Annotated in this window: 16 protein-coding genes; 7 read left to right on the forward strand and 9 right to left on the reverse strand. The window is 28.5% G+C overall.

What is annotated here, in order from left to right; genetic code table 11:
- Window positions 1-533: 533 nt before the first annotated feature.
- The 4 genes from KGF36_RS12250 to KGF36_RS12265 form a co-directional block, all read right to left on the reverse strand.
- Window positions 534-1,103: a hydrolase gene (locus KGF36_RS12250; RefSeq protein WP_227433591.1), complete on the reverse strand. Its 570-nt coding sequence runs from the start codon at window positions 1,101-1,103 to the stop codon at window positions 534-536.
- 300 nt (window positions 1,104-1,403) lie between these two features.
- Window positions 1,404-2,666 carry an MFS transporter gene (locus KGF36_RS12255; RefSeq protein WP_227850491.1) on the reverse strand — a complete coding sequence of 421 codons (1,263 nt, stop codon included), beginning with the start codon at window positions 2,664-2,666 and terminating at the stop codon, window positions 1,404-1,406.
- Between the two features lie 8 nt (window positions 2,667-2,674).
- A complete protein-coding gene (locus KGF36_RS12260; protein ID WP_227828810.1) occupies window positions 2,675-2,908 on the reverse strand; it encodes a hypothetical protein in 234 nt (77 codons plus the stop codon).
- Window positions 2,909-3,080: 172 nt separating this feature from the next.
- Window positions 3,081-3,659 carry a TetR/AcrR family transcriptional regulator gene (locus KGF36_RS12265; protein WP_227828809.1) on the reverse strand — a complete coding sequence of 193 codons (579 nt, stop codon included), beginning with the start codon at window positions 3,657-3,659 and terminating at the stop codon, window positions 3,081-3,083.
- A 453-nt stretch (window positions 3,660-4,112) separates the two neighbouring features.
- On the opposite strand from KGF36_RS12265, the gene KGF36_RS12270 reads away from it, so the two are divergent.
- On the forward strand, window positions 4,113-5,573 hold the full coding sequence (locus tag KGF36_RS12270) for an NADP-dependent glyceraldehyde-3-phosphate dehydrogenase (RefSeq protein ID WP_227828808.1): 1,461 nt from the start codon (window positions 4,113-4,115) through the stop codon (window positions 5,571-5,573).
- Window positions 5,574-6,039: 466 nt separating this feature from the next.
- On the opposite strand, the gene KGF36_RS12275 is transcribed toward KGF36_RS12270, so the two are convergent.
- The 3 genes from KGF36_RS12275 to KGF36_RS12285 form a co-directional block, all read right to left on the reverse strand.
- Window positions 6,040-8,124: an EAL domain-containing protein gene (locus KGF36_RS12275; protein WP_227828807.1), complete on the reverse strand. Its 2,085-nt coding sequence runs from the start codon at window positions 8,122-8,124 to the stop codon at window positions 6,040-6,042.
- 125 nt (window positions 8,125-8,249) lie between these two features.
- A complete protein-coding gene (locus KGF36_RS12280) occupies window positions 8,250-8,906 on the reverse strand; it encodes a GGDEF domain-containing protein (protein ID WP_227854768.1) in 657 nt (218 codons plus the stop codon).
- Between the two features lie 565 nt (window positions 8,907-9,471).
- The gene (locus tag KGF36_RS12285) at window positions 9,472-10,650 is read right to left on the reverse strand and encodes a GGDEF domain-containing protein (RefSeq protein ID WP_227854769.1); all 1,179 of its coding nucleotides are present in this window, start codon (window positions 10,648-10,650) and stop codon (window positions 9,472-9,474) included.
- 419 nt (window positions 10,651-11,069) lie between these two features.
- On the opposite strand from KGF36_RS12285, the gene KGF36_RS12290 reads away from it, so the two are divergent.
- Window positions 11,070-12,521, forward strand: coding sequence for a GntR family transcriptional regulator (locus KGF36_RS12290; RefSeq protein ID WP_227828804.1), 1,452 nt, complete (start codon window positions 11,070-11,072; stop codon window positions 12,519-12,521).
- A gap of 350 nt (window positions 12,522-12,871) precedes the next feature.
- On the opposite strand, the gene KGF36_RS12295 is transcribed toward KGF36_RS12290, so the two are convergent.
- On the reverse strand, window positions 12,872-13,171 hold the full coding sequence (locus KGF36_RS12295) for a hypothetical protein (RefSeq protein WP_227828803.1): 300 nt from the start codon (window positions 13,169-13,171) through the stop codon (window positions 12,872-12,874).
- 39 nt (window positions 13,172-13,210) lie between these two features.
- A complete protein-coding gene (locus KGF36_RS12300; RefSeq protein WP_227828802.1) occupies window positions 13,211-13,681 on the reverse strand; it encodes a helix-turn-helix domain-containing protein in 471 nt (156 codons plus the stop codon).
- A 288-nt stretch (window positions 13,682-13,969) separates the two neighbouring features.
- Here KGF36_RS12300 and KGF36_RS12305 point away from each other — a divergent pair, with 288 nt between their 5' ends.
- The 5 genes from KGF36_RS12305 (at window position 13,970) to KGF36_RS12325 (ending at window position 25,456) form a co-directional block, all read left to right on the forward strand.
- Complete coding sequence (locus KGF36_RS12305) at window positions 13,970-14,902, forward strand: retropepsin-like aspartic protease (RefSeq protein ID WP_227828801.1); 933 nt, start codon at window positions 13,970-13,972, stop codon at window positions 14,900-14,902.
- A 391-nt stretch (window positions 14,903-15,293) separates the two neighbouring features.
- Window positions 15,294-15,776, forward strand: a complete 483-nt coding sequence (locus KGF36_RS12310; protein ID WP_227828800.1) for a MarR family transcriptional regulator — start codon at window positions 15,294-15,296, stop codon at window positions 15,774-15,776.
- A 287-nt stretch (window positions 15,777-16,063) separates the two neighbouring features.
- Entirely contained in the window at window positions 16,064-17,299 is a 1,236-nt protein-coding gene (locus KGF36_RS12315; protein ID WP_227828799.1) for an MFS transporter, read from the forward strand.
- Between the two features lie 436 nt (window positions 17,300-17,735).
- On the forward strand, window positions 17,736-20,237 hold the full coding sequence (locus KGF36_RS12320; protein WP_227828798.1) for an ATP-binding protein: 2,502 nt from the start codon (window positions 17,736-17,738) through the stop codon (window positions 20,235-20,237).
- Between the two features lie 14 nt (window positions 20,238-20,251).
- Complete coding sequence (locus KGF36_RS12325) at window positions 20,252-25,456, forward strand: GTPase (RefSeq protein WP_227828797.1); 5,205 nt, start codon at window positions 20,252-20,254, stop codon at window positions 25,454-25,456.
- The last annotated feature ends 45 nt before the right edge of the window (window positions 25,457-25,501 follow it).

The raw sequence follows: 25,501 nt of genomic DNA on the forward strand, positions 1-25,501 counted from the left end.
TATAAGGTAGTAGTGGCGAAGACACCGTCCAAGTAGCTTGGCTTTGTAACCACCTATGATTCTATCGTTTAGATAGTATTAAGTCGTTAGCCACCAAGAATCCCCTTGCTTTAGCTATGGGGAGTGTGTCAATTATAAGAATCTATTTAAATTAGTGTGTTATATAGTGAGTTATGCATATAGTGTGTTATACATATAGAGAGTTGTACATATAATGAGTTTTAAAATATAAAATCTGAGATTTATAGATGATGTGGTTAGAAGTAGATAACAGGGGTAGAATCAGTAGATAACATAACATAAAAAAGAAGTTGCATCGAAAGGAGAAAAACTCTTTAGAGATGTAACTTCTATTGCAATTAAAGTTATGTTATATTGATAAAATTATTAAATTAACAAAATGTTTGTATCAAGGTAACTGCTTATTAATGAAACTATTAAATTGATAAATAAATAATCAGATACTTTATATAAATAAAGTTGTTTTAGTATTTAATTTGATTTTATTATACTTACTTTATATGTATGATAGCCTATATTTCCATTTCTGGAATTAGGCTTCTCATAGCCTCTATAGTTGTTTGTATAAGTTTGTCAAGTTCCCAATCAAGCATTTCTGCACCACTTCTTATAACGTCTCTAGAACAGCCAGCAGCAAAAGACTTATCTTTGAATTTCTTTTTAACAGACTTTAATTCTAAATCAGATACACTTTTTGAAGGACGCATTATTGCAGCAGCACCAATTAATCCAGTAAGCTCATCTACAGCAAATAAAACTTTTTCCATAAATTGCTCTGGTTTAACATCTGAGCCAGTTAATCCATATCCATGACTTACAGTAGAATCGATTATTGACTTATCTAAATCAAGTTCAGTCATTAATTCTCTTTGCTTAACACAATGTTCTTCAGGATACATCTCAAAGTCTAAGTCATGTAAAAGTCCAACGATTTCCCAAAATTCTACTCTTTCAGGGTCGTATTCTTTTGCATAATATCTCATAACACCAGATACAATTTGAGCATGTCTTATATGAAATTCTTCCTTATTGTATTTTTTTAAGATTTCCCATGCTTGTTCTAAATTTGGCATGTAACTCATTACTATCACTCCTCTAGCTGAATATTTTGAATTTTTATAAAGCTTGTTTTTAATTGATTATATCAATCAATTTCCAATACGTCAACACACTAATACATAATTTTGCGCTTAAATTCAGAAATTAGTGAAAATTAAAATTTTATCAGTGTATATGACACATTCGTATATTATGCTACAGTTATATAGTTTTGTATGTTTTGTAAAGTTAATACTAAAATTAAACATAGTAATGCATCTATGAATATAAATGTTATACTGATATTATTTATGAAAAATACAATTAGATATATAATAAAATCTCTATTTGTTGTACTTTGCACTTTTGTCTTTTAACATTACTTTTGAAATAATTGCTATAAAGAATGTAACTACACCAACGCCTATGATAATAATGTAAACTCTATCTGATAATAAATCAAAAAGTTTACCATATATGACCTGACCAAGAGGCATTGCGGCGGCTGTTCCTGCAAAAAGTATTGCCATTACTTTTCCTAACAGTTCATTTGGAGTTTCTAATTGAGTGATTGTTATGGCAAATATTGAGATAATTGTTGTCATGAAAAATATTAACATAGAGGATATTACAAGAATTAAAAATGGTACTGCCAACCCTGTTTCTAATATAGATGGATATACTGAAAATGCCATTGGAATAAACATCAGTGCACATACACAAAGATATATATATAAATTACTAATTTTTAGATGTTTAGAGAACATGCCAACACTTATAGCAGCTACCAGTGAACTAAATGATATTGCTCCCTGTGCGGTACCATATAAGGTGTCATTAGCACCCATTGTTATTTTTATTATATAGGGGATACCTACAATTAGCATTGAAGTTAAAAAGAGATTTAATGCCATTGCTATAAATAATATTTTCAATAGAGTAGGATTTTCTTTACATATGTGGATAACACCATCTTTTATATCATTAAAGATAGATTTTATGATATTACCAGACTGTTCTTGTTTAACAAAAGGCATCTGAATAAATATTTCCATAATCGCTGATAAAAAGAAGCTTATACAACTGATAATTACAATAGCATTAATTCCAAGAATGCCATATAAAACACCACCTAGCACAGGTCCAGCGATATTTGTAAGAGATGCAACTCCAGCTACTATACCATTTGCATTCATTAAATTTTTACTATCAACTAGGATAGGTGTACTCGACTGAACAGTGGGTTGATACATCGTACTTATTACTGAAAGTAGGGTCATGATAATTCCTACAAGCAGTATTGAACCTTTATTGTTAAATAAAAATAATGCTAAGACTAGAACAGTTAAACTACTTGAAAAATCAAAAATAACCATTAAATTTCTTTTATTAAATTTATCTGCAATAGCTCCACCAATAGGGGAACATATTATAATTGGAATTGAAGATACTGCAAGTATTGTGGCAAATATTCCTGCTTTTCCTGTTATATCAAGTATGTATAGAGATAAAGCGAATTTAAGTATTGAGGCACCAAACAGCGAAATTATTTGACCTAATACCATTAAGTTGAAGTTTCTGTTGAAAGTATTTAGTGATTTTGTCATATATACACCTACCTATCTAAAATTATTAAAATATTTATAATAATTGTTATAACACCAATTACTATTGGAAATGTTCTTTTTATCTTAATTCCTAACACTATCAAAAATATAGAAAATATTATAGATAGAATAGAGTAAAAAGGCATAAGTTCACTACCAGGGTCTACAAGTTTTGTATGTATGTTTAATTTTTCATTTACTTTATATATAGCATCGTTTAGTTTTTGTATTAGTTCAATCATAGAGACCTCCTAAAAGAATTTTAAAGCAATTTTAACAGAAAAACAAAATTTGCTATTTTGCTGTGTAATTCAATTTATTTGTTTATTTAATTTGTTTATTTAATTTTATAGTTACTTATTCTACATAATCATTTATTTTACTTATATAATCTAGCAAAATTAGCACATCATATTATTCAAACATGTCATCTACAAGACTATCTATCATGAAATCAAATACTTCAAAATAGTTATATCCAATATCTTCTTTTAACAGTAGACTTGATAATAGAGCATTACAAACACCAAAGGCTTTTTCTTTCTCTATTTTTAGTTTAAAATCATATTTTTCAATTAAATCGTAGAAGCTTTGTATATTGTTATGTTCAAGCGTTGAAACCATATCTTTAGGTAATTTATTTAAAAAAGCAATAGAATCAGAATCTCTAGGACAATATAAGAATGGGTTTTTGTCATATAAGCGATATAACATCTTTAAAGATGCTACAAATCCTTCTTTTGCAGGCATATTATTCAATATTTCGTATATTGATGATATAAGTCTATTTTGAATTCCATTTAATACTTCAAAAAATAACTTTTCTTTTGAGTCAAAAAATGTGTAAAAAGAACCTTTTGCAATTCCTGCTTTTGAACAAAGTTCGTCAATATTAGTTTTTTTATATCCATATCTAGACCAGTGGTTTTCACATTCTAAAATTAATCTTTCTCTTATATTGTTTTTTTCAACTTCTGTAAAGCTTTTAGCCATATTTATCAATCCTTTCCATAAGCATGTATTATGTATGACTTAAAAAGTTTTTTTAGTCATACATATATGATATTGTCCATTTATAAATTTGTCAAGTATAAAGCTATTTATATTTATGTTATTTTTAATTTAAAAAATTAAACTATAGATTGTTTTTCAGTTAAATAGGTTAATAAATCATATATAAATTGATAAAGATAACTAATTTAATGAATAGATAAAAAGAGAAGTAGTAAACAAAAGTAGTTAGGATACCTTAAGAGAGAAGTATTTAAATTGCAGGGATATATTAAGATAAAATCACATAAATTACAAAGATACTTAAATTAAAAAAAATACTGATTATAAATTTTTTTTTGAGGTAAACGTTTATGAAAAAAAGAAATGTTTACATAACAAATAAATGGCTATAATTTAAATACATAATGTTATATCACAGAGAGGAATAAAAATATGTTTAATGAACTTAGAACAGAAGAAAATGTATATAAAAATTTAATAAATGGAAAATGGGTAGAATCCAATTCAAAAAAACCAATAGAAATTTACTCGCCAATAGATAATTCACTTGTTGGAAAAGTACAATCTATGACAAAGCATGAAGTAGATGAAGCTATTAAAAATACAAAAGAAAGTATGAAGGTATGGTCTGATATGCCTGTATATAAGAGAGCTAATATATTTCATAAAGCAGCTGACTTATTGATAGAGAATATGGATGAAATAGCTAACATATTGGTACTTGAAATAGCTAAAGATATAAAATCTGCAAGAGCAGAAGTTGAAAGAACAGCAGATTTTTTAAGATATACAGCAGATGTAGGAAAGAATATGGAAGGTGAAGCTATTAGTGGTGATAATTTCCCTGGAGGAACACGCAATAAGATGTCTTATGTTTCAAGAGTTCCATTAGGTACTGTCTTAGCTATATCTCCATTTAATTATCCTGTAAATTTATCCATGTCAAAGATTGCACCAGCACTTATTGGTGGAAATGCAGTTGTCCTAAAGCCTGCTACACAAGGAGCTATTAGTGCACTTCATTTAGTAGAAATTATGAGAAAGGCTGGTATACCAGATGGTGTACTTAACACAATTACAGGTAGAGGTAGCGAAATAGGGGATTATGTTGTAACTCATAAAGGAATCAACTTTATAAATTTCACTGGTAGTACTGAAGTTGGTCAACATATATCCAAAATATCTAAAATGGTACCATTATTATTGGAACTTGGTGGAAAAGATGCTGCTATTGTATTAGAAGATGCAGACTTGGATTTTGCAGCCAAAAATATAGTGGCTGGAGCTTACTCATATTCAGGTCAAAGATGTACAGCAGTAAAGAGAATTTTGGTTCAAGAGAGTGTCGCAGATAAACTAGTTGAAAAAATAAAACCGTTAGTAGAGAAGTTAACAGTTGGAAATCCAATGGATGAAGTAGTTATTACGCCTCTTATAGATAACAAATCAACTGATTTTGTTCAAGGATTAGTTGATGATGCATTGCATAAAGGTGCAAAATTAATAACAGGTAATGTTAGAAAAAATAATTTATTCTATCCAACATTGTTAGATAATGTAAGTGTTGATATGAAAATTGCTTGGGAGGAACCTTTTGGACCAGTACTTCCGATTATAAGAGTTAAAGATATAAATGAAGCAATTGAAATTGCCAATCAATCAGAGTATGGACTTCAATCATCAGTATTTACAAGTGATATTGATAAGGCTTTTTATATAGCTGATAAGCTTGAGGTTGGTACTGTTCAAATAAATAATAAGACTGAGAGAGGACCAGACCACTTCCCATTTTTAGGTGTGAAGGCATCTGGTATGGGAACTCAGGGCGTTAAGTATTCAATTGAGGCTATGACTAGACCTAAGGCAGTAGTAGTAAATGTTAAGGGGCTGTAGACTGCTTATAAAAGAAGTAAAAAAAGTAAAGGAAATAGAAGAAATAAAATAAGTAACTAGAAATGTAAAAAAATAACTAGAGGTATGGATAAATAACTAGAAATATAAAGATAAAAGTATAAATATATAAAAATTAATATAAAGGCAGGATAAAGTGGAGGTATTAATTTTCTCCACTTTATATTTTGTTTTTTAAGATAAATCGATACATTTTTATATTAGCAAAAAATTAAATTTAAATTTAAATTTATAAAGTATTAAATTTATCTGTTATTTTTACAAAGTATAGATATTCATATCATTAAGAATATTAATATAAGAATTTTATAGTTAAATGTGCATTTAAAAATACAAAGCTATATAAAATAATTTCTATTATTTATTCTTTATTTTAGAACGAATCATGTCATATTGCTAATTAGTATATTTAAAATAAATATCTTTTAGAATGAATCATTTTATACCACTAATTAGTATATTTCTGAAACATAAGTTTTTCAAAATCCTTTATTGGTAATGGTTTAGAAAATACATAACCTTGTAACATATCACAGTTTATTTCTCTTAAAAAGTTTTTTTGAAAATTAGTCTCTATTCCTTCAGCTACAGTGGTCATATTTAACTTTTTTGATAAATCAATTATAGAAACAATTATATCTCTTTCCCGTTGAGAATCTAATCGTTCTGATTTAAAAAATGCTCTATCTAATTTTATAGTATCAACATAGATATCTTTAAGCATATTAATTGAAGAATAACCACTTCCAAAATCATCAATAGAACATTTAAATCCATTTTTATGAATCTCATTTATTATTTCACTAAACACTTTAACATCTTTAAATACAATCGTTTCTGTAATTTCAATTTCTATAAGATGTGGAGGGATAGAATACTTTTCAGCTATTTCTTTATATGCATTAATAAAATCTTTGAATGAAAAATGATAGCGAGACATATTCACAGAGATTTTTACTGCATTTAATCCACTATCAATCCATTTTCTTAAAGTACTACAAACTTCTTCAAACACATATAAATCCAATTGTACAATGAATCCATTTTTTTCAAATAAGGGAATAAATTCATTAGGAGGCATTATTCCTTCAACAGGATGAACCCATCTTACTAAAGCTTCTGCACCACATATAACTTGGGTGGATAATTCTAGTTTTGGTTGTAAATAAACCTGAAATTCTTTTTTCTCAAGTGCCTCATACATTCTGTTTTCTATATTCTTCTCAAGTATAAGTTTTTCTTTATCTGATTTACTATAGAAATTAAAAATACATAGCTCATGATTTTCAATATTCTTAATAGATTTAGAAGCTACATTTGCTCTATCTTGAATCTTTGTTATTTCCAAAGAAGTGTCATTAATTATATAGGCACCAGCAGTAAAATAGAGCATATATTTATAATCTTTGTTATCATTGAATCTATTAATATGTGTAACTATTGCGTTTAATCTGGAGTTGATATTTTTTTTATCTTCTTTTAGAAGAAGAGTAAAGTTGTCAGCAAAAATTCTAGTAACAAATTCACCTTCATTTAAATGTAATTTTATACAGTTGTAGATATATTTTAAAAGCTTATCTCCAGCAATATTTCCTGCTAAATCGTTTATTAATTTAAACTTTTGCATATTTAGCCAAACAAGAGTGTATGTGCCAGCTGGTGACAAACTTATGATTTCATTTGCTATTATATTAAACTGTGTGCGATTCATTCCACCTGTAGTCTGGTCAGTAAATGCTAGTTTTTCTAGTTCCTTATTATTTTCTTCAATAATTTTGTTTTGCTCAACTAATTTTGTAACATCTGAGTATATCAAAAGATAGATAGGTTTATCATCTTCCCAATCTATACATTCAGCTATGACTTGCATATGGACAATTTCACCTTTAAGATTCTGTGGAGAAATTGGAAAGCAAATATATTTTCCATTTCTAAAATCATCATAATATTTATAAATAGAGTCGAGGTAAATTTCTGAATTTATATCTTCTATTAAAAAATTTACTTTGTTTTTAAACATATCAAAATACTTTTTATTTGCATCTAATAGTTGGAAACCAAAATCAGTAACTTTAAATTTAGCAATAAGACCTGGAAAATTATTGTAAGTTACAGTTTGTTCTATTTGAGTCAGCATTTGTCTTGTAATATCAACCATGACAGAGTAGGAAACAGGGAATCCATCAACAACTTCTCCAGTTAAAAACCCCATTAATTTTATCCAAAGTTTTTTCCCATTACGATGTCTCATACGACCAAGGTGTTCGTATTTTCTCTCTCCCTTAGAGAAAGCTTTTGCGACATTATTCACAAGTTCATTCCAATCATCTGGATTTTCTTTGTAGAAAAGGTCACACTGGTTATGAAAAAGAGATTCATATTCCTCTTTTGTATAACCAAACATTTCATAATAACGATTATTAGCCCAAACCACAGTGTAATGTTCATCAATTAGATGTCTACTTACGCTTACATCTAATGCGTTCATTAAGAAGTCGTATTCAATATTTGTAAAGTCTGTGTCTTTTGACATTATCGGGCCTCCTCCACAATATACATTTTTTATAGATTAATTTCAATTAAGCAAAAACATAATATATAAATTATTAATAATTTATATATTATAACTAGAGATGTAATAATAGTTTTATTTGACTGTTACTTATTTTTAAGCTTATTTTCATACATCAAGGAGTCTGCTTTTGCTATTAAAGTTTCAGTATCAGATATTCCGTCCCATTCAACTAGTCCATAACTAATAGAAAGTGTATAAGGGTAATCTTCAGTGTTACTTAATTTTGATAGTTCATGGTTAATATCAATCATTATTTGCTCTGCTTGGGAAGTAGTTATCTTGTATAAAAGAAATAAGAATTCATCTCCACCATACCTAAACAATAAAGATTGTTCTATATTTATACATTTTTTTATTATTTGAGCAGTAGTGGATATGTATTTATCTCCAAACTGGTGTCCAAATTTATCATTTACAATTTTTAAATTATTTAAATCTGCAAAACATAAAGTAAATTCATAGTTATTAAATCTCCATTCTGATAGCTTTTTATTTGCAAAAGGCCTATTATAAAAACCAGTCAATAAGTCTTTATATACAGTATCACTCAATCTTTTAATTTCATCTTCTATTTTTAGACTTTCCAAATAATCTAGTTGGTTTTTAATATCATAGCCCTTAATTTGAGTGATTCTAAAGCTATATTTTTCTGCAATATAGTTACCTATTAAAACCATTATGGATGATTTAATTCCATATAACTTCAAAATTAATGTGTTTTCAACAGTATAGTATACCATTAGACTCAGGCACAAATATAGATACATTACAAACATAAGACTCAGTAAAAAAATTAAATTTTTTTTATCTTCTAAGATATTTTCAAAGCTAATCTGAGTATTTTTATAAATTTTATAATAAAAATATAATCCTGTAACAATAAAACTAAATGCTATAGGAAATACTCTGTAAATATTTGTAATAGAGTTACTATCAAATAAATATGCTGGCATATCTAAGACTATCGAAATTAATGACCTGAAAAATATATTTATTGACAGACCAATAATAGTACAGTTTAATGAATAAAAAAAGGCTTTTATGTTAGACATGGAGTAAGTTACTTTAATCTGTGTAAATAAAACTAACATAAAAATTGTCCAGTTTATAATTAAATTTAACCTTAGATAGGTACAGATTAAAAAAATTGAATAATTAAATAAAGAATATATAATATATATTTTATATTTGTTTTTAGAGTTATCAGTTATAGCATCAAGATATTTAAAAAAATTATAGTGATAAAGATAATAAGATAAATAACATGGTAACGTTGTTAGGATAATTATCATATACATTTTCATTTTAGTTTTTGTTCTTTCTATGATTATTTTGTTTATCAGTATACATTCTAATATCTGCAGTATTAATAATTTCTTCTAGAGTCATTTTATTTTTACTGGATACCTCTACAATACCATAACTAAAAGATATCTGATTTTTCATGGTATTACGTATTTTATCCATGACTTCTTTTGTAATATTTTCACTATATTGAGGCATAATCACTATAAATTCATCTCCTCCTATTCTAGCAAATATATCTTCTGTTCTTAAATTGTCAATAACTATATTTGAGAAGCTAATAATGTAGCTATCTCCAGCCAAGTGTCCATATGTATCATTTATTGTTTTTAACTTATCCAAATCAATATATACTAATGAAAATAATAACTTATTATCAATATAAGATTGCATTTTTTCAAAAGCAAATTTTCGAGTATATGCTGATGTTAAATCATCAATATTAGCCTTTTTATTTAATAAGTCAACTCTTAATAATTGTTCATATTTTGTTATTTCTAATTTATGGTGTTCTTTTTCTAAATAAATATTTTTTTCAATAGAATATATATGATTAATAAATATAATTATTTGTAAAGCTAATAATATATTACTTCCAATTATAAAGTAGGAAGTTAAAGCCTTTGGAGGTGAAAGTATAACCTGTATGCTGTCAAACAAGATATATCCTATAGCAAACCAAATAAACTTTGAAAACAAATTAAGTTCTATATTATTTTGAACTAATATAAAAACATGTTCTTTTATTTTATCTATACAATACAACAAGATAAAAATTAAAGTATAAGCTATTAAAATACTAATTAACCTATAGTATGTATCCATATATAGGGTATATAAGCTTGTATTTTCCAAGAGTGATATTACACTTAAAGTAATAAGGTGAAAAATATAAAAACTTATCACTGACATATTAGATATAAAGTATTTATTAGCATTTTTATTATTTATTAAAAATGCCTTATGATTCATTAGATGAAATAATATATAAAATAGTGGTAATGGTAATTTTGTAAACATCATTATCAAAAAAATTAATGGTTTTATTAAAAATATTGATTTATAATTTTTATATGGTGATACAGTTTTGTTTTGGGCAGATAATATTCTGCATATATAAATATTACAGAATTCAATTATTGATATAATAGCTATAGCTAAAAAAATATAGTATTTCATAGTAAATCCTCTTTTAAAGTGAAATTGTGTTTAATTAAAATAGAATAAGTCTAATGTATTCAAATTTTGCGAATCTTAGTTGTATATCTACAAATTGCTTTAATATGATTATATTTTTTTATCATATGTGTTTATGTTATAGAGTATTTCAATCTTGTTCACCCATTTTATATTACTACCATAATTCTATCTGCTTATTCTGTAAAATAAGTTAAACCATTTCATTGTTAAATATATGTATATATTCATTAGAAATTTGCATTATTGACAATTTTCTAACTTATTTATAAATAATGGTAGGATATTTTACAGTGTTATAAGATTATAAAACTTAGACCATATATATAAATGGTTCATAATAATTATAGTTTATAGCATAAAAATAAGCAACTATTTTAAATTATTAAAGAGGAAAAAATATGAAAAAAAAACCACAGTATTTAATTATTTTTCAATGCTTAATTCAGCAAATTTATACAGGCAAAATTGTAGTTGGAGATAAACTCGACTCCATTCAAAAAATGTCTAAAGAATATATGGTATCAAAAAATACCATAAAAACAGTAATTAAAATGTTATCAGAAGAAGGTTTTATAGAAACAAAAGCTGGTGCTAGACCAGTATTGATTCATAATGTAAGTGAAAAATTAGTGGAATCTGAATTGGTGTATGAGAAAATTTTGCAAATAGCAGATATGTATCAAGTTTTTAGCTTAATATTTCCTGCGCTTGCTGTTTATAATATAGAGCGATTTACATCAAAAGACTTGCAAGAATTATATGATATTATCAGCTATATGGAAAAAAATAATTCAAACCATTTTATATTTAGAGAGCAAAAACTAAAATATATAAATAAACTAATCAGCAAGTCAAATAATTTACTTATTCATTCTTTTTGTGATATTATTCAGAGTAATGTAATGGTTTCACAAATAACCTATAGTATTGATAAATTAGATGATAGTTCTGTAGATTTTTTTCGAGATAAGTATATTGAACAAATAAAGCAGGTTTATTTATATGTATTAAATAGAAATTTTACTGCACTTAAACAATTATTAATTTATATGTATGAAAAAAATAGGGAATTTACTTTGGAAATTGTAAAAAACCGTATTTCACAGGAGAAAGCTAGAGATAATTTTAGTTCTATGGCATTAAAAAATTGTTATCTATATGATTTAATTGTTTCTGATATCATATCTCAAATTTTTGAAGGAAATCTTAAAACAGGGGATTGTCTACCATCTATTAATTCTGTAATTAGTAAGTATAATATATCTCTTCCAACAGTTAGAAGTGCATATAATGAATTAAATGAATGTGGAATTGCTAAAACAATTAATGGAAAGGGAACATATATAACTCTTTTTTCTGAGTATACTGATGATTATATTAAAACAAAAGAAGGAGCTAAAAGATTAAAATTGCTTTTAGATGCTATGGAGTTTGTTACAATTACATTAGAAGATGTGGTACTTTTAGTGGGTGAGAATATAGATTCTGTGGTGATAGAAAATATAGAAGCTCATTTAAGACATTTACAAAAGAATTCTGAAGAATGCAATATCTATCCAGATTTCGTTTTGCTATGTAAAATAGTGGATTGTTCAGAAATTTATATAATGCAAGAAATATTTATGCATTTAAAGCAATATATTGTATTTGGGATTTATATAGAGCGATTTTTTCCTGAAAAATACCCCGAAATTTTAAAAACACGTTTCGGGATATGTTTTGAAATATTGATGTACTTAAAAAAAGGTGATGTTAAAGGATTTTCAGTAGCATTTTCAAATCTTTTTAAGAAGTCTTTTCAACAATTGAAAAAATGTTATGTCTATATAGAAAGTATAATAGAAGAGTGAAGTTAAAAGTATCATTAAAGACAATATAGAGATAGTATAAATTTTATTTATCTTGTACGTATAATAGGCTAGATAGTGGATGTTTTATGGGTGGAGCAGTTGAAAGCATCCATTATTAATTTTTAAATGTTTATTTAACAACAATACATATTTTACTATAAAAAAAGGTTCACTCTAATTAGGGTGAACCCTTTTTATTATTTATCAGAATTAGATTTTTTATTTATATGGGATAAATAGTAACTGTCATCAAAAATAATTAACATACACTCTAAAATTATTATAAAATTTCCAACTCCATATACAGTCCAATATTCTTTAAAATGAAGGTAAATCTCCCTTCAATGCTATTAGATTTGTAATAAACGCATAGAATTAGCACTTCTAAAAGCAGAACCTCTACTTAAATATCTATCATAAGCCTCTCTATCGTATTTAGTTATATATGTACACAAACCTTCTTCATAATTATCTCCTTCAAAATCTACAAAATGAGATAAATACATATATACTACCTCATCATTGTATTTTGGAGCTCCTACCTCTTGATTTTTTCTAGCTGCTGACATAGCATATGAATTTGCTGTTGTTGCTACGAAAAAAGTAGTTGCTAGTGTTAAACTTAATACCTTTGATTTAGTTTTTTTCATTTGTTTTCCCCCTCAAATAACTTTACATTATCCTACGATTTAATTATTTATAGAATTTTTATCAACTTTATACTTATGCTTTAAATTAATAGTAATAGCAATTGCTGTTGCTATTATAAACTCGCTTAATATTACACCTGGATTCCAAATTTCAAAATAGAAGTGTCCAATAATATATATAGCGAATGCAATTAAGTATGTGGCTAGACAGCTTAATACAATAAATAAGATTTTATCCTTTTTTATTTCCTTTTCAACTAACTGCTGTTGCTGTTTTTCTAGAATTTCTGTTCTAATTGATATCTCATCTATTTCAGATGGCTTCAAAAGATAATCTATTGTAACATTAAATATTTCGCTTAAAGCAATTAACTTTTCTGTTTCTGGAACAGATTGACCTGTTTCCCATTTTGATATACTTTGTCTTGATACATTAAGTTGTTCTGCTAAATTCTCCTGAGATAGATTATTTGCTTTTCTTAGTTTTAAAATTTTTTCAGATATATCCATTTTATTTTCCTCCTCAATATTTCTCAATCTTTATTCTAAAATATTAACAAATATACAAGTTGCACACTATCAATCCTACTATGTTTTTTGTCAACTTTGAGTTGCATCTTTGTAATAATAGGCATTTTATATAAATTTTATTATTTGATAAAGTAGCTTAAAGTTATGAATTCAAGAAAATTTTAATATCTAAGTATAGTACAGGGGATAAAATTAGAGGAATGAATCTTTTGGTATAAGCTTAAAATATTACTAATTACTAAATAAAACTCCCAAGCTCATTTGAATTTGAGAGTTATTTATTGCAAAACTAGACAAATTAACTGGAATGGAAAAGAAGAAAGTGCTATTCCATTTGTAACAAGTGAACCCCTACCTGTTGTTCCAGTTGAGATAAATGGAAAAAGAATAAATGCTTTTATTGATACTGGTGGTGCAATGTTTGTTGCGGATAGTAAACTTACAAAAGAGCTTGGTATTAAAACAGCTTCAAAGAAAGAAGGTACATTCCAAGGAGGTAATATCGTCGAAGTTGGTTTTGGTCAAGTTGACTCACTTACTATAGGAGATGTAAACATGAAGAATGTCCCTGTAATGATGGGTTCATTTGAGGGATTTGAAGAAGCATTTAAAGGTAATGCGTCAAATGTTCATGGCGTTATTGGTACAAGTGTATTGAAGGAATTTATACCTACAATTGATTATTCTAGTGGCCAGTTAGTATTAAGACCTAGAAATGAAGTAGGTATGGCCAATGCCAATAAAATGCTTGCCAACGATAAAGTATTAGAAGAGATTCCATTCACGCTTGCTTCTACTCATTACATGTATGCTAAAGGTTCAACAAATCAGAAAAGTGGAATGAACTTCTTTATGGATTCAGGGTTTGCTAATGGAGAAGATGCTGGAATGCAACTACCTAAAGAAACAATGGACTTAGCTGGGATTCCAATGCCTGAGTTAAAGTCAGCTTCTGAAGGACAAAGTAGTGGAATGGGAGGAAGTGATTATAAAGACGGTACTTTTGAAATCTCATCATATGGTCTAGGTAGCTTGCAACTGGAAAATGGATTTGGGAACTATACAACAGGTGAGGAATCCAGATATTATGAGGAAGTTGGATTCTTTGAAGATGGTTTGATAGGTCATAATTATTTGAAAAACTATAAATGGTCAATTGATTTCGATTCTAGGAAGATGACTTTCAGTAATCCTAAATAGTATATAGACTAAAGACTAAACAGTATATAAATAAAACTTAGTTAACACTGCCTTTTATTGTAAAAACTATTATTAAAACATTACATGTATTTTAACAACACGACAGTACAAGAGATGTATTGTCATGTTGTTTTATTTATAATATAAATTATTTGTAAACCATTTAATTATCTTAATCATCATTCAAATTTATGTTTACTTGTATAGTTATCAACACTTATATGATATTGATTAAATCTAAAAGAATGTAGGTTTAAATTAGATGATTCTGTTTTCCTTTTTTATGTTTATGTATAGTTCGATTCCTAAAATAATTATTTTAACATTGTTGAAATAGAAACAAAAGTTTAATATAATATTGTTAATGCACTAACGGGTGGGAGGACAGGCTATGAATAAAGAAGAACAGGTCATAATGGGTTTCAGGGACTTATTAAACAAGATGGTTTGGCTTAATAAATTTAAGATGGAAGAAAGTCTTAAAGGTTATAAATCTTCTGAAGTACATTGTATCGAATACATTGAAAGAAATGTAGATTGCAACGTGACAAAGCTTGCAGAGCACTTTTATATGACTAGAGGTGCAATAAGTAAGCTAACTAAGAAACTCATAAAAAAAGGAATTATCGAAAGCTACCAGAAGTCTGATAACAAGAAAGAAATTTATTTTAGACTTACTGAACAGGGGAAAGCAGTTTATAAAATTCATGAGGGACTGCACAATGAGTTTCAAGAACGTGATAAAGCTGTATTTGAGCAGGTAACTGACGAACAATTTGATATTATGATTAGCTTTGCGGAAAATTACAATAGGCATCTGGATGCAGAAATAAAGAAACAAGGTATAATATTAAGTCAAAATAAATTAGAATAAAGAAATTGAAACTATAGACAGCCCAACTCTATTGAGAGCGGGCTGTATTTTTATTGCTATTATTTTGTTGACAAGGAAACAAAATGGTGATACGATAAATATGTTTCCAAGGAATCAAAATAATAAAGAGATAAATATATTCCATAGGAGTTAAAGTAATAAAAAAAGAATATGTCTCCAAGGAATTAAAATAATGAAAAAAGTAAAAAAGTAAAAAAGTAATAAAGAAATAGAAGGAATATGTTTCTGAAGGAAACCAAATTATAATTTTTGAGAGGAGGATTTAAGTGTTTATATTTAAATCAAATAATGAACAGAATACAGAACAAATTGTAAATAAAAAGGCTTTGATATTTGGTCTTATATCTGCGTTTCTTTGCGGAATCGGATTCACTATCATAGCGCCTGTTGTTCCATTCTTAGTGCAACCTTATACAAATAGTCCATCAGAACAAGCTATAGTTGTTACAATGCTAACTTCTGTTTATGCAATCTGCGTGTTTTTTGCAGCTCCTGGGCTTGGAGCTTTAAGCGACCGATATGGACGTCGTCCATTACTCTTATCATGCCTTTTGGGTTCTGCAATAGGGTACTTAGTTTTTGGAATAGGAGGAGCTCTGTGGGTACTATTTGTTGGACGTATAATAGAAGGTATAACAGGTGGTAGCATAAGCACTATCTTCGCATATTTTGCAGACATCACTCCTAGAGAATATCGAAGCAAATACTTTGGATGGGTGAGTGCCTTTTCAGGTGTAGGCTGTGTTATTGGTCCAACTGTAGGTGGATTACTTGCTAAGTTTGGTTATTCTGTACCAATGTACTTTGGGGCAATAATAACTTTATTGAATGTTATTTATGGATTCTTATATATGCCTGAGAGCCTTGATAAGAAGAATAGATTAAAGGAGATTACACTTGCAAGGCTAAATCCATTTATACAGCTTGCAAATGTACTTTCTGTAAAAAACTTAAAAAGGCTACTTGTATCAGCATTCTTACTTTGGATACCAAATGGGTCTTTACAGTCTGTCTTTTCACAATTTACAATAGATACTTTCAATTGGAAACCCGCACTAATTGGACTTGTATTTTCAATTATGGGTATCCAAGACATCATTTCACAAGGTTTTATAATGCCAAAGCTTTTGAGAAAACTCAGTGATGCACAGATAGCCATTCTTGGAATGATTTCGGAGATTATAGGTTACAGTTTTATTGCAGCATCGGCACTGTTTTCATTCTATCCTATTTTTATTGTTGGAATGTTTATATTTGGTTTTGGCGATTCTATCTTTGGACCTTCATTCAATGGGATGATATCCAAGTCTGTCGATTCTAGTGAACAGGGAAGGATTCAAGGGGGTAGTCAATCTATTCAATCTTTAGCGAGAATAATTGGACCTATCATTGGAGGTCAAATCTATGTGTCTCTTGGTCATGCGGCACCTGCTTTTATGGGCATGATACTTATAGCAGTGGCAATATCAGTTTTGTATAGGGGAACACATGCAAATGTATAAACTTTGTAAAATCTAATAAGTAAAAATTCAATTTATGGAGCAGTTGATTTTAATAGATTGACTGTTTTTTTGTATTATATTATTTTTAATTAAATAAATTTGACTTTCAAAGTTTTTTATACAAACTATTTGTCCAGTTATGCACTTTTATCGACTAGTTACACGAATTGTATTGAATATTTAGAAAATTGGTACTATTATATAAATAAATTTAAACATATAAGGAGGTTTTTTATATGAATATTCATTGTGGAGGATGGTCAAAGTTTAGAGCAGTAGAAAAAATAATATAAAGTAGAAAATGTAATTAGATATAAAATAAAAAGTATAATTAGATATATAAAATAAAATTACTGTGTTAGTAAAGGCTATATTTTACAAGCACAGTTATTTTAACATTAAAAAATTTTATAACAATAAACAAGGGGGAAGATACATGGAAGAAAAAAATCAGCTTTTAGAAGAAATCAAAATCCTATTAGATGAAGGGAAAGTAGCAATAGATAAGGCTATAAATAAGAATCTAATTTTGATTCTTGGAGGCACAGGTTGTGGGAAAAGTACAGCAATTAATTATCTTGCAGGATGTGAAATGAAGGAAGTAGAAGATGAAGATACTGGTATCTCATATATTGAATGTGTAGACCCTGTTGCAGAAATTGGTTCAGGAGCTGTTTCACAGACTTTGTATCCAAATATTGTAGATATGAGAAGAGAAGTAGAAGGAATGGATGCAAAATTATGTGATACTGCAGGATTCAGTGATAACAGAGGTGTAGCACATGACATTAGTGCAGCAGTTTCGTTGGGAGAGGTGTTTAGAAATTCTGCATCTATATGTGGCGTAGTTGTACTAATACCAGAAGCAGATATATTAGAGGCTAGACTTACAAAAGTACTTGATTTATTTCAACAATTAAATATGTGTCTTCATAAAGAGAATTTTAGAGGAAGTATTACTTTCTTTGTTTCTAAAAGCTTTTTAGGAAGAACAGAAAAACAAATATATAATGTGATTAGAAAAAAATACGAACAATTGTGTGAAAGTCCAGAAAATAATATACAAGATAAAGCTTGGTTATTTGAAGAATTGCTAAAAGGAGAAGGAAAAAATATTCATCTTTGTAAACCACTTGAAGCAGAGCAAAGAGAAGGATTATTAAAAGAAGTAATAAATTTAGAAGAAGTAAAAGATAAAACATCAGCATTCCAATATCCAATCAGTGCAGATGCAAGATTAGTTTTAGATACATTAATAAAAGATATTCAAGGTGGTATAGTATCTAGACTAGAAGTTTATGTTAAGGAATATACAGAAGACTTTATTGAAAAGGTTGAAAGAGTAACAATGATTCAAGAAATGTCAAAATATGATAGAGTAGTAGACATATTTAAAGACTGGTTAGAAAGTTCAGTTAATACAGCTAGTATTACTTTAGATAAATTTATCAATTTATTGTCAGGAGAAAGTGGATTATTCTTGGAAGACACATGTATAAAGTTACAAAATGAGATAAAGAGAAACTTGGGTATAATTAAAGACTTAAATAAATATACAGACCATGGAGATGCTGAAATTTCACTATCTTCTGTATATATGGAATCTATTATAGAAAAAACAAGTAAAAGTATAATGGAACAAAAATTTATTATTATAAGAAAGAAAGTAGAAGAGATTTTAGTTTCTTATGAGGTACAAAAACAGGTATGGACATTATCAAATAGAGATAAATTGATGGAAGTTGCAAATAAAACAGATTACATATATAGTAAACGTGATTTTGAGCCTATTTTAAAGAATCTTACAGATAGAAATAGTGAAGAATTAGAAGAAAATATAACAAGATTAAATACCTATGGAGAAAAAGGTAATGAAATAATTAGAAATCTTGTAAGTAAATATATTTTAACTCCATTTATAATAAAAACATTTGAAATTAAAAACAAGACAGTCATAGAAGTGAAGGCACTAATTCCAAACTTAGTAATAAGTAGTGTTCTAGAGGCTTTTAGAAATAGAAAAGTGGGAGAGGATGTCTCTACAATTATGTTTTCAGCTAAAGATACTATCTATATGGATGATAATCTTGGAATGGATTTTGCATCAGAAAAAAATATCATTATTTCTTGTAAGAATCTTGATGTAAGTAGTAATGCTAAGATTAATGTAAGCGGAAAGAGTGGAAATATTATAGATAATTCTATATATGGAAGAAATGGTGAAGATGGTAGAGATGCAGGAAATATTTATTTATATATTAAAGAAGAAATTAAAAACTATCGCCTTACACTAATAGCAAATGGAGGAAATGGTTCAAGAGGAACAGATGGTAAAGATGGTGAGACTGGAAGCACAGGTAGAAATGGAAGTGATGCAGGATATACAAGTAGTTTCCATGGAAAAATGTTTAAAGGTTATTTTGCATCAGGAACAAGTGGTGCAAAAGGAGATAATGGAGGAAAAGGAGGAAATGCTGGAAGAGGTGGAAATGGAGGAAGTAAAGGAAATATCTACTTCTTGGCAGATTCAGATGAAAAGAGAGATAAGTTAATCAGCTGTTGTGATATAACAGTAAGAGATGGAGAAAGAGGTCCAGATGGAAGACCAGGTTTTGGTGGAAATGGAGGAAAAGGAGGTCATCATGGTTATAATACACTTTCATTTTCTCCAAGTGCTATAGATTCCACTGTATACTATACAGGATATTTTACAAGTTGGGATTATAAGCTAACTGGTATTGCTAGTTATCGTATAACTTTTGAAGGTGGAAGTTGGAAAGAAGGAAAAGAAGGTCCATCAAGAGAGTATGCTGATTATGGAGATAGAGGAGAATCTGGAGGATATAATAATCCAAATTCTAAAGTATCAACAGCAGTTTTAAAAGTAGAGGAAAGTTTTGTTAAAGAGAAATATCAAAACTATTGTGCTGAAGTATAGAAAGGGATGAACACATGGCAAATGAATTGTACAATGGAATCATAAATCTTTTAGAAGATGGAAGGCATGAACTGGAAAGATACAATTTAGGAGAAAAATCGATTTTGTTATTCCTGGGTGCTTCAGGAGTTGGAAAAAGTACTTGTATCAACTATTTAAAAGGTTGTGAGATGGAAGAAAAGACAGATGCGGAAACTGGACAAGTATACATCACAGCTAAAGATTCAGCAGTTGATATTGGAAATGGTGTATATTCTAAGACTTTATGCCCAGAAGTTGTAGATATTGAAAATAAAGCATTTTCTTTATGCGATTGTCCTGGTTTTTTTGATAATCGTGGAGCTGAATATATGATTGCAGGAGCAATGCTTGTAAGAGAAACTATCTCTGCATCTTCAAATGTAAAAGGGATAGTAGTCATTTTAGACTACCAGTCTTTACTGGACTCTAGACATACACTGTTAATTGATACAGCTAAAAACTTAAAAGATATGTTTAATGAATATACACAGTATAAGGAAAATTTTTTCTTTCTTATCAATAAAATACCTAAGTCACCTAGTAGTAGTGTAACAAAAGAAAAAGTTAGAAATATACTGAAAAAAGTAAAAGAAGACCTAGATAGCCAAGAAAAAGATTATGAAGGTTATAAAGAACTGGTATATCTGTTAAATGTGGTACTATCAGATAATGTGTCTATAGAATTATGTAATCCGATGGACACAAAGCCAGAAAATCTATTGGGAGAACTAGAAAAACTTCCAAATACTTTCCAAAAAACTGATATGGGATTAATGCTTACTGCCTCTTGTAAAATAGAGATACAAAAAGCTGTTGATATAACATATAAAGAACTAGAAAAACTTCTAGCTCCTTATATAGAAAGTGTAAAAAAGGCGTTAGAAGATTCTATTTCTATTTTATCTTCTATAGAAAATCTAAAAGAGAAAAAAACTCAGTTGGAACAAATGAGTCAGAGCTTAGGAAAAACAAATAGTATTGAAGGACTCATGAGATTTGTGCAAGAACTTTTCTATGGTGATGGTGTACAAAAAGTAAACATATTAGAAAAAATACGCCTTGTTTTAGAGCTAAATAGTTATTGTAGAGAAACTAATATTGTCGGTCTAAGTGAATTGTTAAAATCATTATTAAATACAACGCTAGAAGACACTTTAAAATGTATTAAATACTGGATAGCAGAGAAGGAATTGGAAGAGGAAGAAGCTGAGAAACTTCTAGATGAAGAATATAGAAGAGAAAAAATTCAAAACTGTACATATATAAAATCATATGAAAAAGACAAAGTACTTTCTATATATATTCCTGTACCTAAAGTGAATTTATCAGATTTGACTAAAATCATATCTGGCTATAAACTTAATGAATTATCATCTATATATATGTATGGAGAGTGTGAGCTAAAAATAGATTGTGATATGAAGAAGGATGTTTTCTCAGGTAAAAACATAGTTCTATTAGTTGAAAAATTATGTATACCAAAAGGTTCTTATTCAATTAATGTTTCTGGAAATGATGCAAAAAAATTGGATGGAGAAAGTTCTATTTATAACGGAATGAATGGCAGAGCTGGAAATAATGCAGGAACTTCAGGCGATATTTTAATATCTTTTAAACATATACAAAAAGAAGGCGAACTTAAGCTTTATGCTGATGGTGGACAAGGTGGAAACGGCCAAGATGGAAAAGTAGGAGAAACAGGAGCATCCGGAATAGCTGGAGCAAATGCAAAACTAGGTTCTAAGCCAGAGAAAAAAGAGTTTACTAAGGAGAAAGATACAAAATACTATATAGTAGAAGCAGAAAAAGGAAAACAAGGAAATACTGGAGGAACAGGTGGAGATGGTGGAAATGCTGGTCTTGGAAGTAAGGCTGGACAGATTTATCTCCTTGGACAAGCAACAGTACTAAAAAATTCTATAAACCAAAGAGACGGAAGACATGGCTTAGCAGGAAAAGGCGGTTCTGGAGGAAAAGGTGGAGCTGGAGGTCTTGGAGGAATCCGAGGAATTTTTGAAGAAACAATAAGATATATAGGAACTTCTGTTCCAATAGATGATAGTGACAGAAACTATTACTATTTTGATAGATATGTGATAGGTCGTGGTTCAGACAGTAAGGAAACAGCAGATGATGGAAAGGCACTAGATGCTCTTTATGCAAAACACAAGGACTGGACAATTAAAAAACTTGCAGACTCAGGTCTAGATGGAGCAGATGGAAAAGAAGGGCATCCTGGAAAATCATTAGTAGAAAACGCATTGCTAAAGCAGGAGTATTCTCTATCAATGGATACATTTTTCTATCAATTCTTTGAAAGATTTGGTTTTTCTGGAAGTAAAGGATATAGAAACCTTAAACTTTTGTGTGCAGTAGGAATTTTAGAAGCAGATATTTTAGAAATTTCACATATTTATGAGATTTTTAATGCAGTTGAGAAAGTGGAAATGCAGTTAAATAGAGAAATTCTTCAGAAGTATTATAAATTTGATAAGAAAAATAAAGAAGTAATTTCACTAGATGATATGCATACAAAGAAAGAGTTTTACCAAGAAGCAAAAGAGATTTATGACTATCTTATAAATAAATTGATGCAGTCTAATAGAATAGAAGCTTTTGTAAAAGAAAATCAGAATTTTAGTGAATGGAGCATGATTTTATTTGCATTAGAACAGAAAGCAGCATTTTATATGCAGATGATAGAGGAAGATGAAATTGGAGGAAATCGTGTTACAGATATTCGAACTCTGACAGATTATCTAGAGAAGACTTTAAAAGAATTGGAACAAGGAAAAAAAGATGAATTAAAAGAAGCATATTTCAATACATATAAGGAAAATGTCTTAACTCAAATTGACTCAGGAAATCAACAAATAGAAGTTTTGAAAAAAGAACTTGAAAATAAAATGCTTTCTGTTGGAGCAAAAATGAATCTTTTGATTCAAGAAATTCTAAAGATAAAAGAAGATGAAAAAGGAGACATAAAGAAATTAGAAGAAAAGAAGGAAAAACTTCAGGAACAAATGAAAACACAGCTAATTCTTTCTGGAATACAGAGTGCGTTGAGCTTACTATCATCATTAAGTGGTATTGGTCAAGCTTGTCTGGGAGCTTTTGATAGTGCAAAATCTTTAAAAGAAAATCTTTCAGCTAAGGAAGAAGAGTACCAATGGACTAACAGAATGGTTAGTTTTTCAGATTTCAAAATGGATTCTGAAGGTATGAGTTTTGTCCTTGGAGCTCAGTTAAATGAAGATAGAAAGAATGCTTTAGGAGCAATGACAAATAAATTAGTTGGTGTCGATGATGGAAAGATAGATAATTTTAATAAAATTAAAGAGATTATGACTAAGTCTTTAGATAATAATGACTACCAAGGGAAAGATAATGACATTGCAGCAGCAAAAAATGGACTGGATGAAGGCGAGTATGAAAAGATATACACAAACATTCAGAAAAAAGAAATGGGTATGTTGGAAGCAAATTATAGTAATAAACAACAAAAAGATAAGTTGGCTGCACTAGAGAAGTGTAAAGCATCTATTGAAAGACAGCAAAGAACAGCAACTATTAAAAATGTATTAAGTATTGGTAGTGCAAGTTGTTCTTTTATCAATACAGCAATTAGTAGTGTTAATAATTGTCTAAATGTAAAAGCTAGTTTTGAAGATAAAATAAAAGTAGTCAAAGATGCGATTAAGACAAAAGAAGATAATATTAAAAAACTAGATAGTTTAAATACTCAGATGGCAGAGTTCAAAGATAAAACATTGAAAGAATCTATTATACCATTTGTAGACGGATTTGATACTATAGTTAAAAATCAGGATATTTTTGAAAATGAGATAAGCAGACTAAAAATGAAAGATGTATTAACTGAATTAATTAAGAAGTTTGAAAGCTTGAAAATGGAAAATGCAGAGGATATTTCGGGAATTTTCAAAAAAGTACAGGACATGATGGATGCTCAGATTATTATTACTGACAAGATTGACAAGAAAAAAGACAATCTTGCAATGGGAGAACTGATTTATCACATGTCAGACAGTGGTAACCAAATGAATGAGTATCAGAAAAAGCTTATTCATCAAATTGAATTGAATCAGATTAGATATTTGTGCCAAGTGGAGGCAGCAGCTTTTCAATTATGGACGTTTCCATTTGGAAGCAATATAGTAAATATCTTAAATAGATGCCATGTAGGAATAACAGAAAATGAAGATGAGGTGCTAAAGCAGGCAAAGGAACAAAATAGACAAATTAAAGAGTTTTTAGCTCAAGATACTTATCAATGGCAAAAAACAGATAATCATATTTTGAAAATACCATTAGCAGGAAGTTTGGCTGGAAAATCACGTGTGGGATTTGAAAATACATTTTCTTTATATGATTGTGATGAAGAAGAAGTGAAAAAGCTTTTGACAGGAGAAGAAATTAGCTTTGAAATTCCAATAAATCAAAACTATGATGCAATGAAATATGTAACTATTTATGCAAATATACCTAATCTTAGACGAAATATTTTAGATGATAGTTTAAAAATAAATGTACATATGCATTTATATGATAAAGGATATTTTTCTCTGTATGATGATAACAAAGATATGTACTATCAATATGTATTTCCACAAAATTATATCGATATTACACATGGTTTGGATGTTAAATATAGAAAAGATGATGATTCAGATTCAGTAAACTCTATATGGTCTTCAATAGAAGATAAAGGAATAGAAAAGTTTAAAAATGCGGGATTAAACTCTGGTAGAAGCCCGTATTCTATGGCTAAACTTTCTTTGAAAGCACATTTTAATAAGAAGCTTTCTTATGACTTATTGACAAGTGAGCAAAGTAAAAAGCTAGAGTCATATTTTGATAAGAGTAGTAAAGATGCATGGAATCAGAGTATAGAGAGCTTTAAAAAACTTGGATATATTGATAAAAGAGGCGTCTTGCTAAAAAACTGGTCTGAAATCAAAAAGGATATGGATAACAGTGGAGAAAGTATGAAGTATTTCTCTATATTACAGGCTGATTTGTGGGAAAAAATTATATATGAACAGATGAGTATATTGAAAGAGAATATACCAAATCTAACAATTGAGTTTATTGGTTGTGGTATTTATGTAGAGTCTGAATTTAACTATCTAAAACAAAATGAGCTAAAATGCTATGAACAGAGATTGATTGAAATATAGCAGTTTGAAGTGAGATTTAAGGAAGGGTGTTTTTAGTAGTGAAGT

Source organism: Clostridioides sp. ZZV14-6009 (genome assembly GCF_020658095.1).
In the GTDB taxonomy this organism is placed as follows: Bacteria; Bacillota; Clostridia; order Peptostreptococcales; family Peptostreptococcaceae; genus Clostridioides.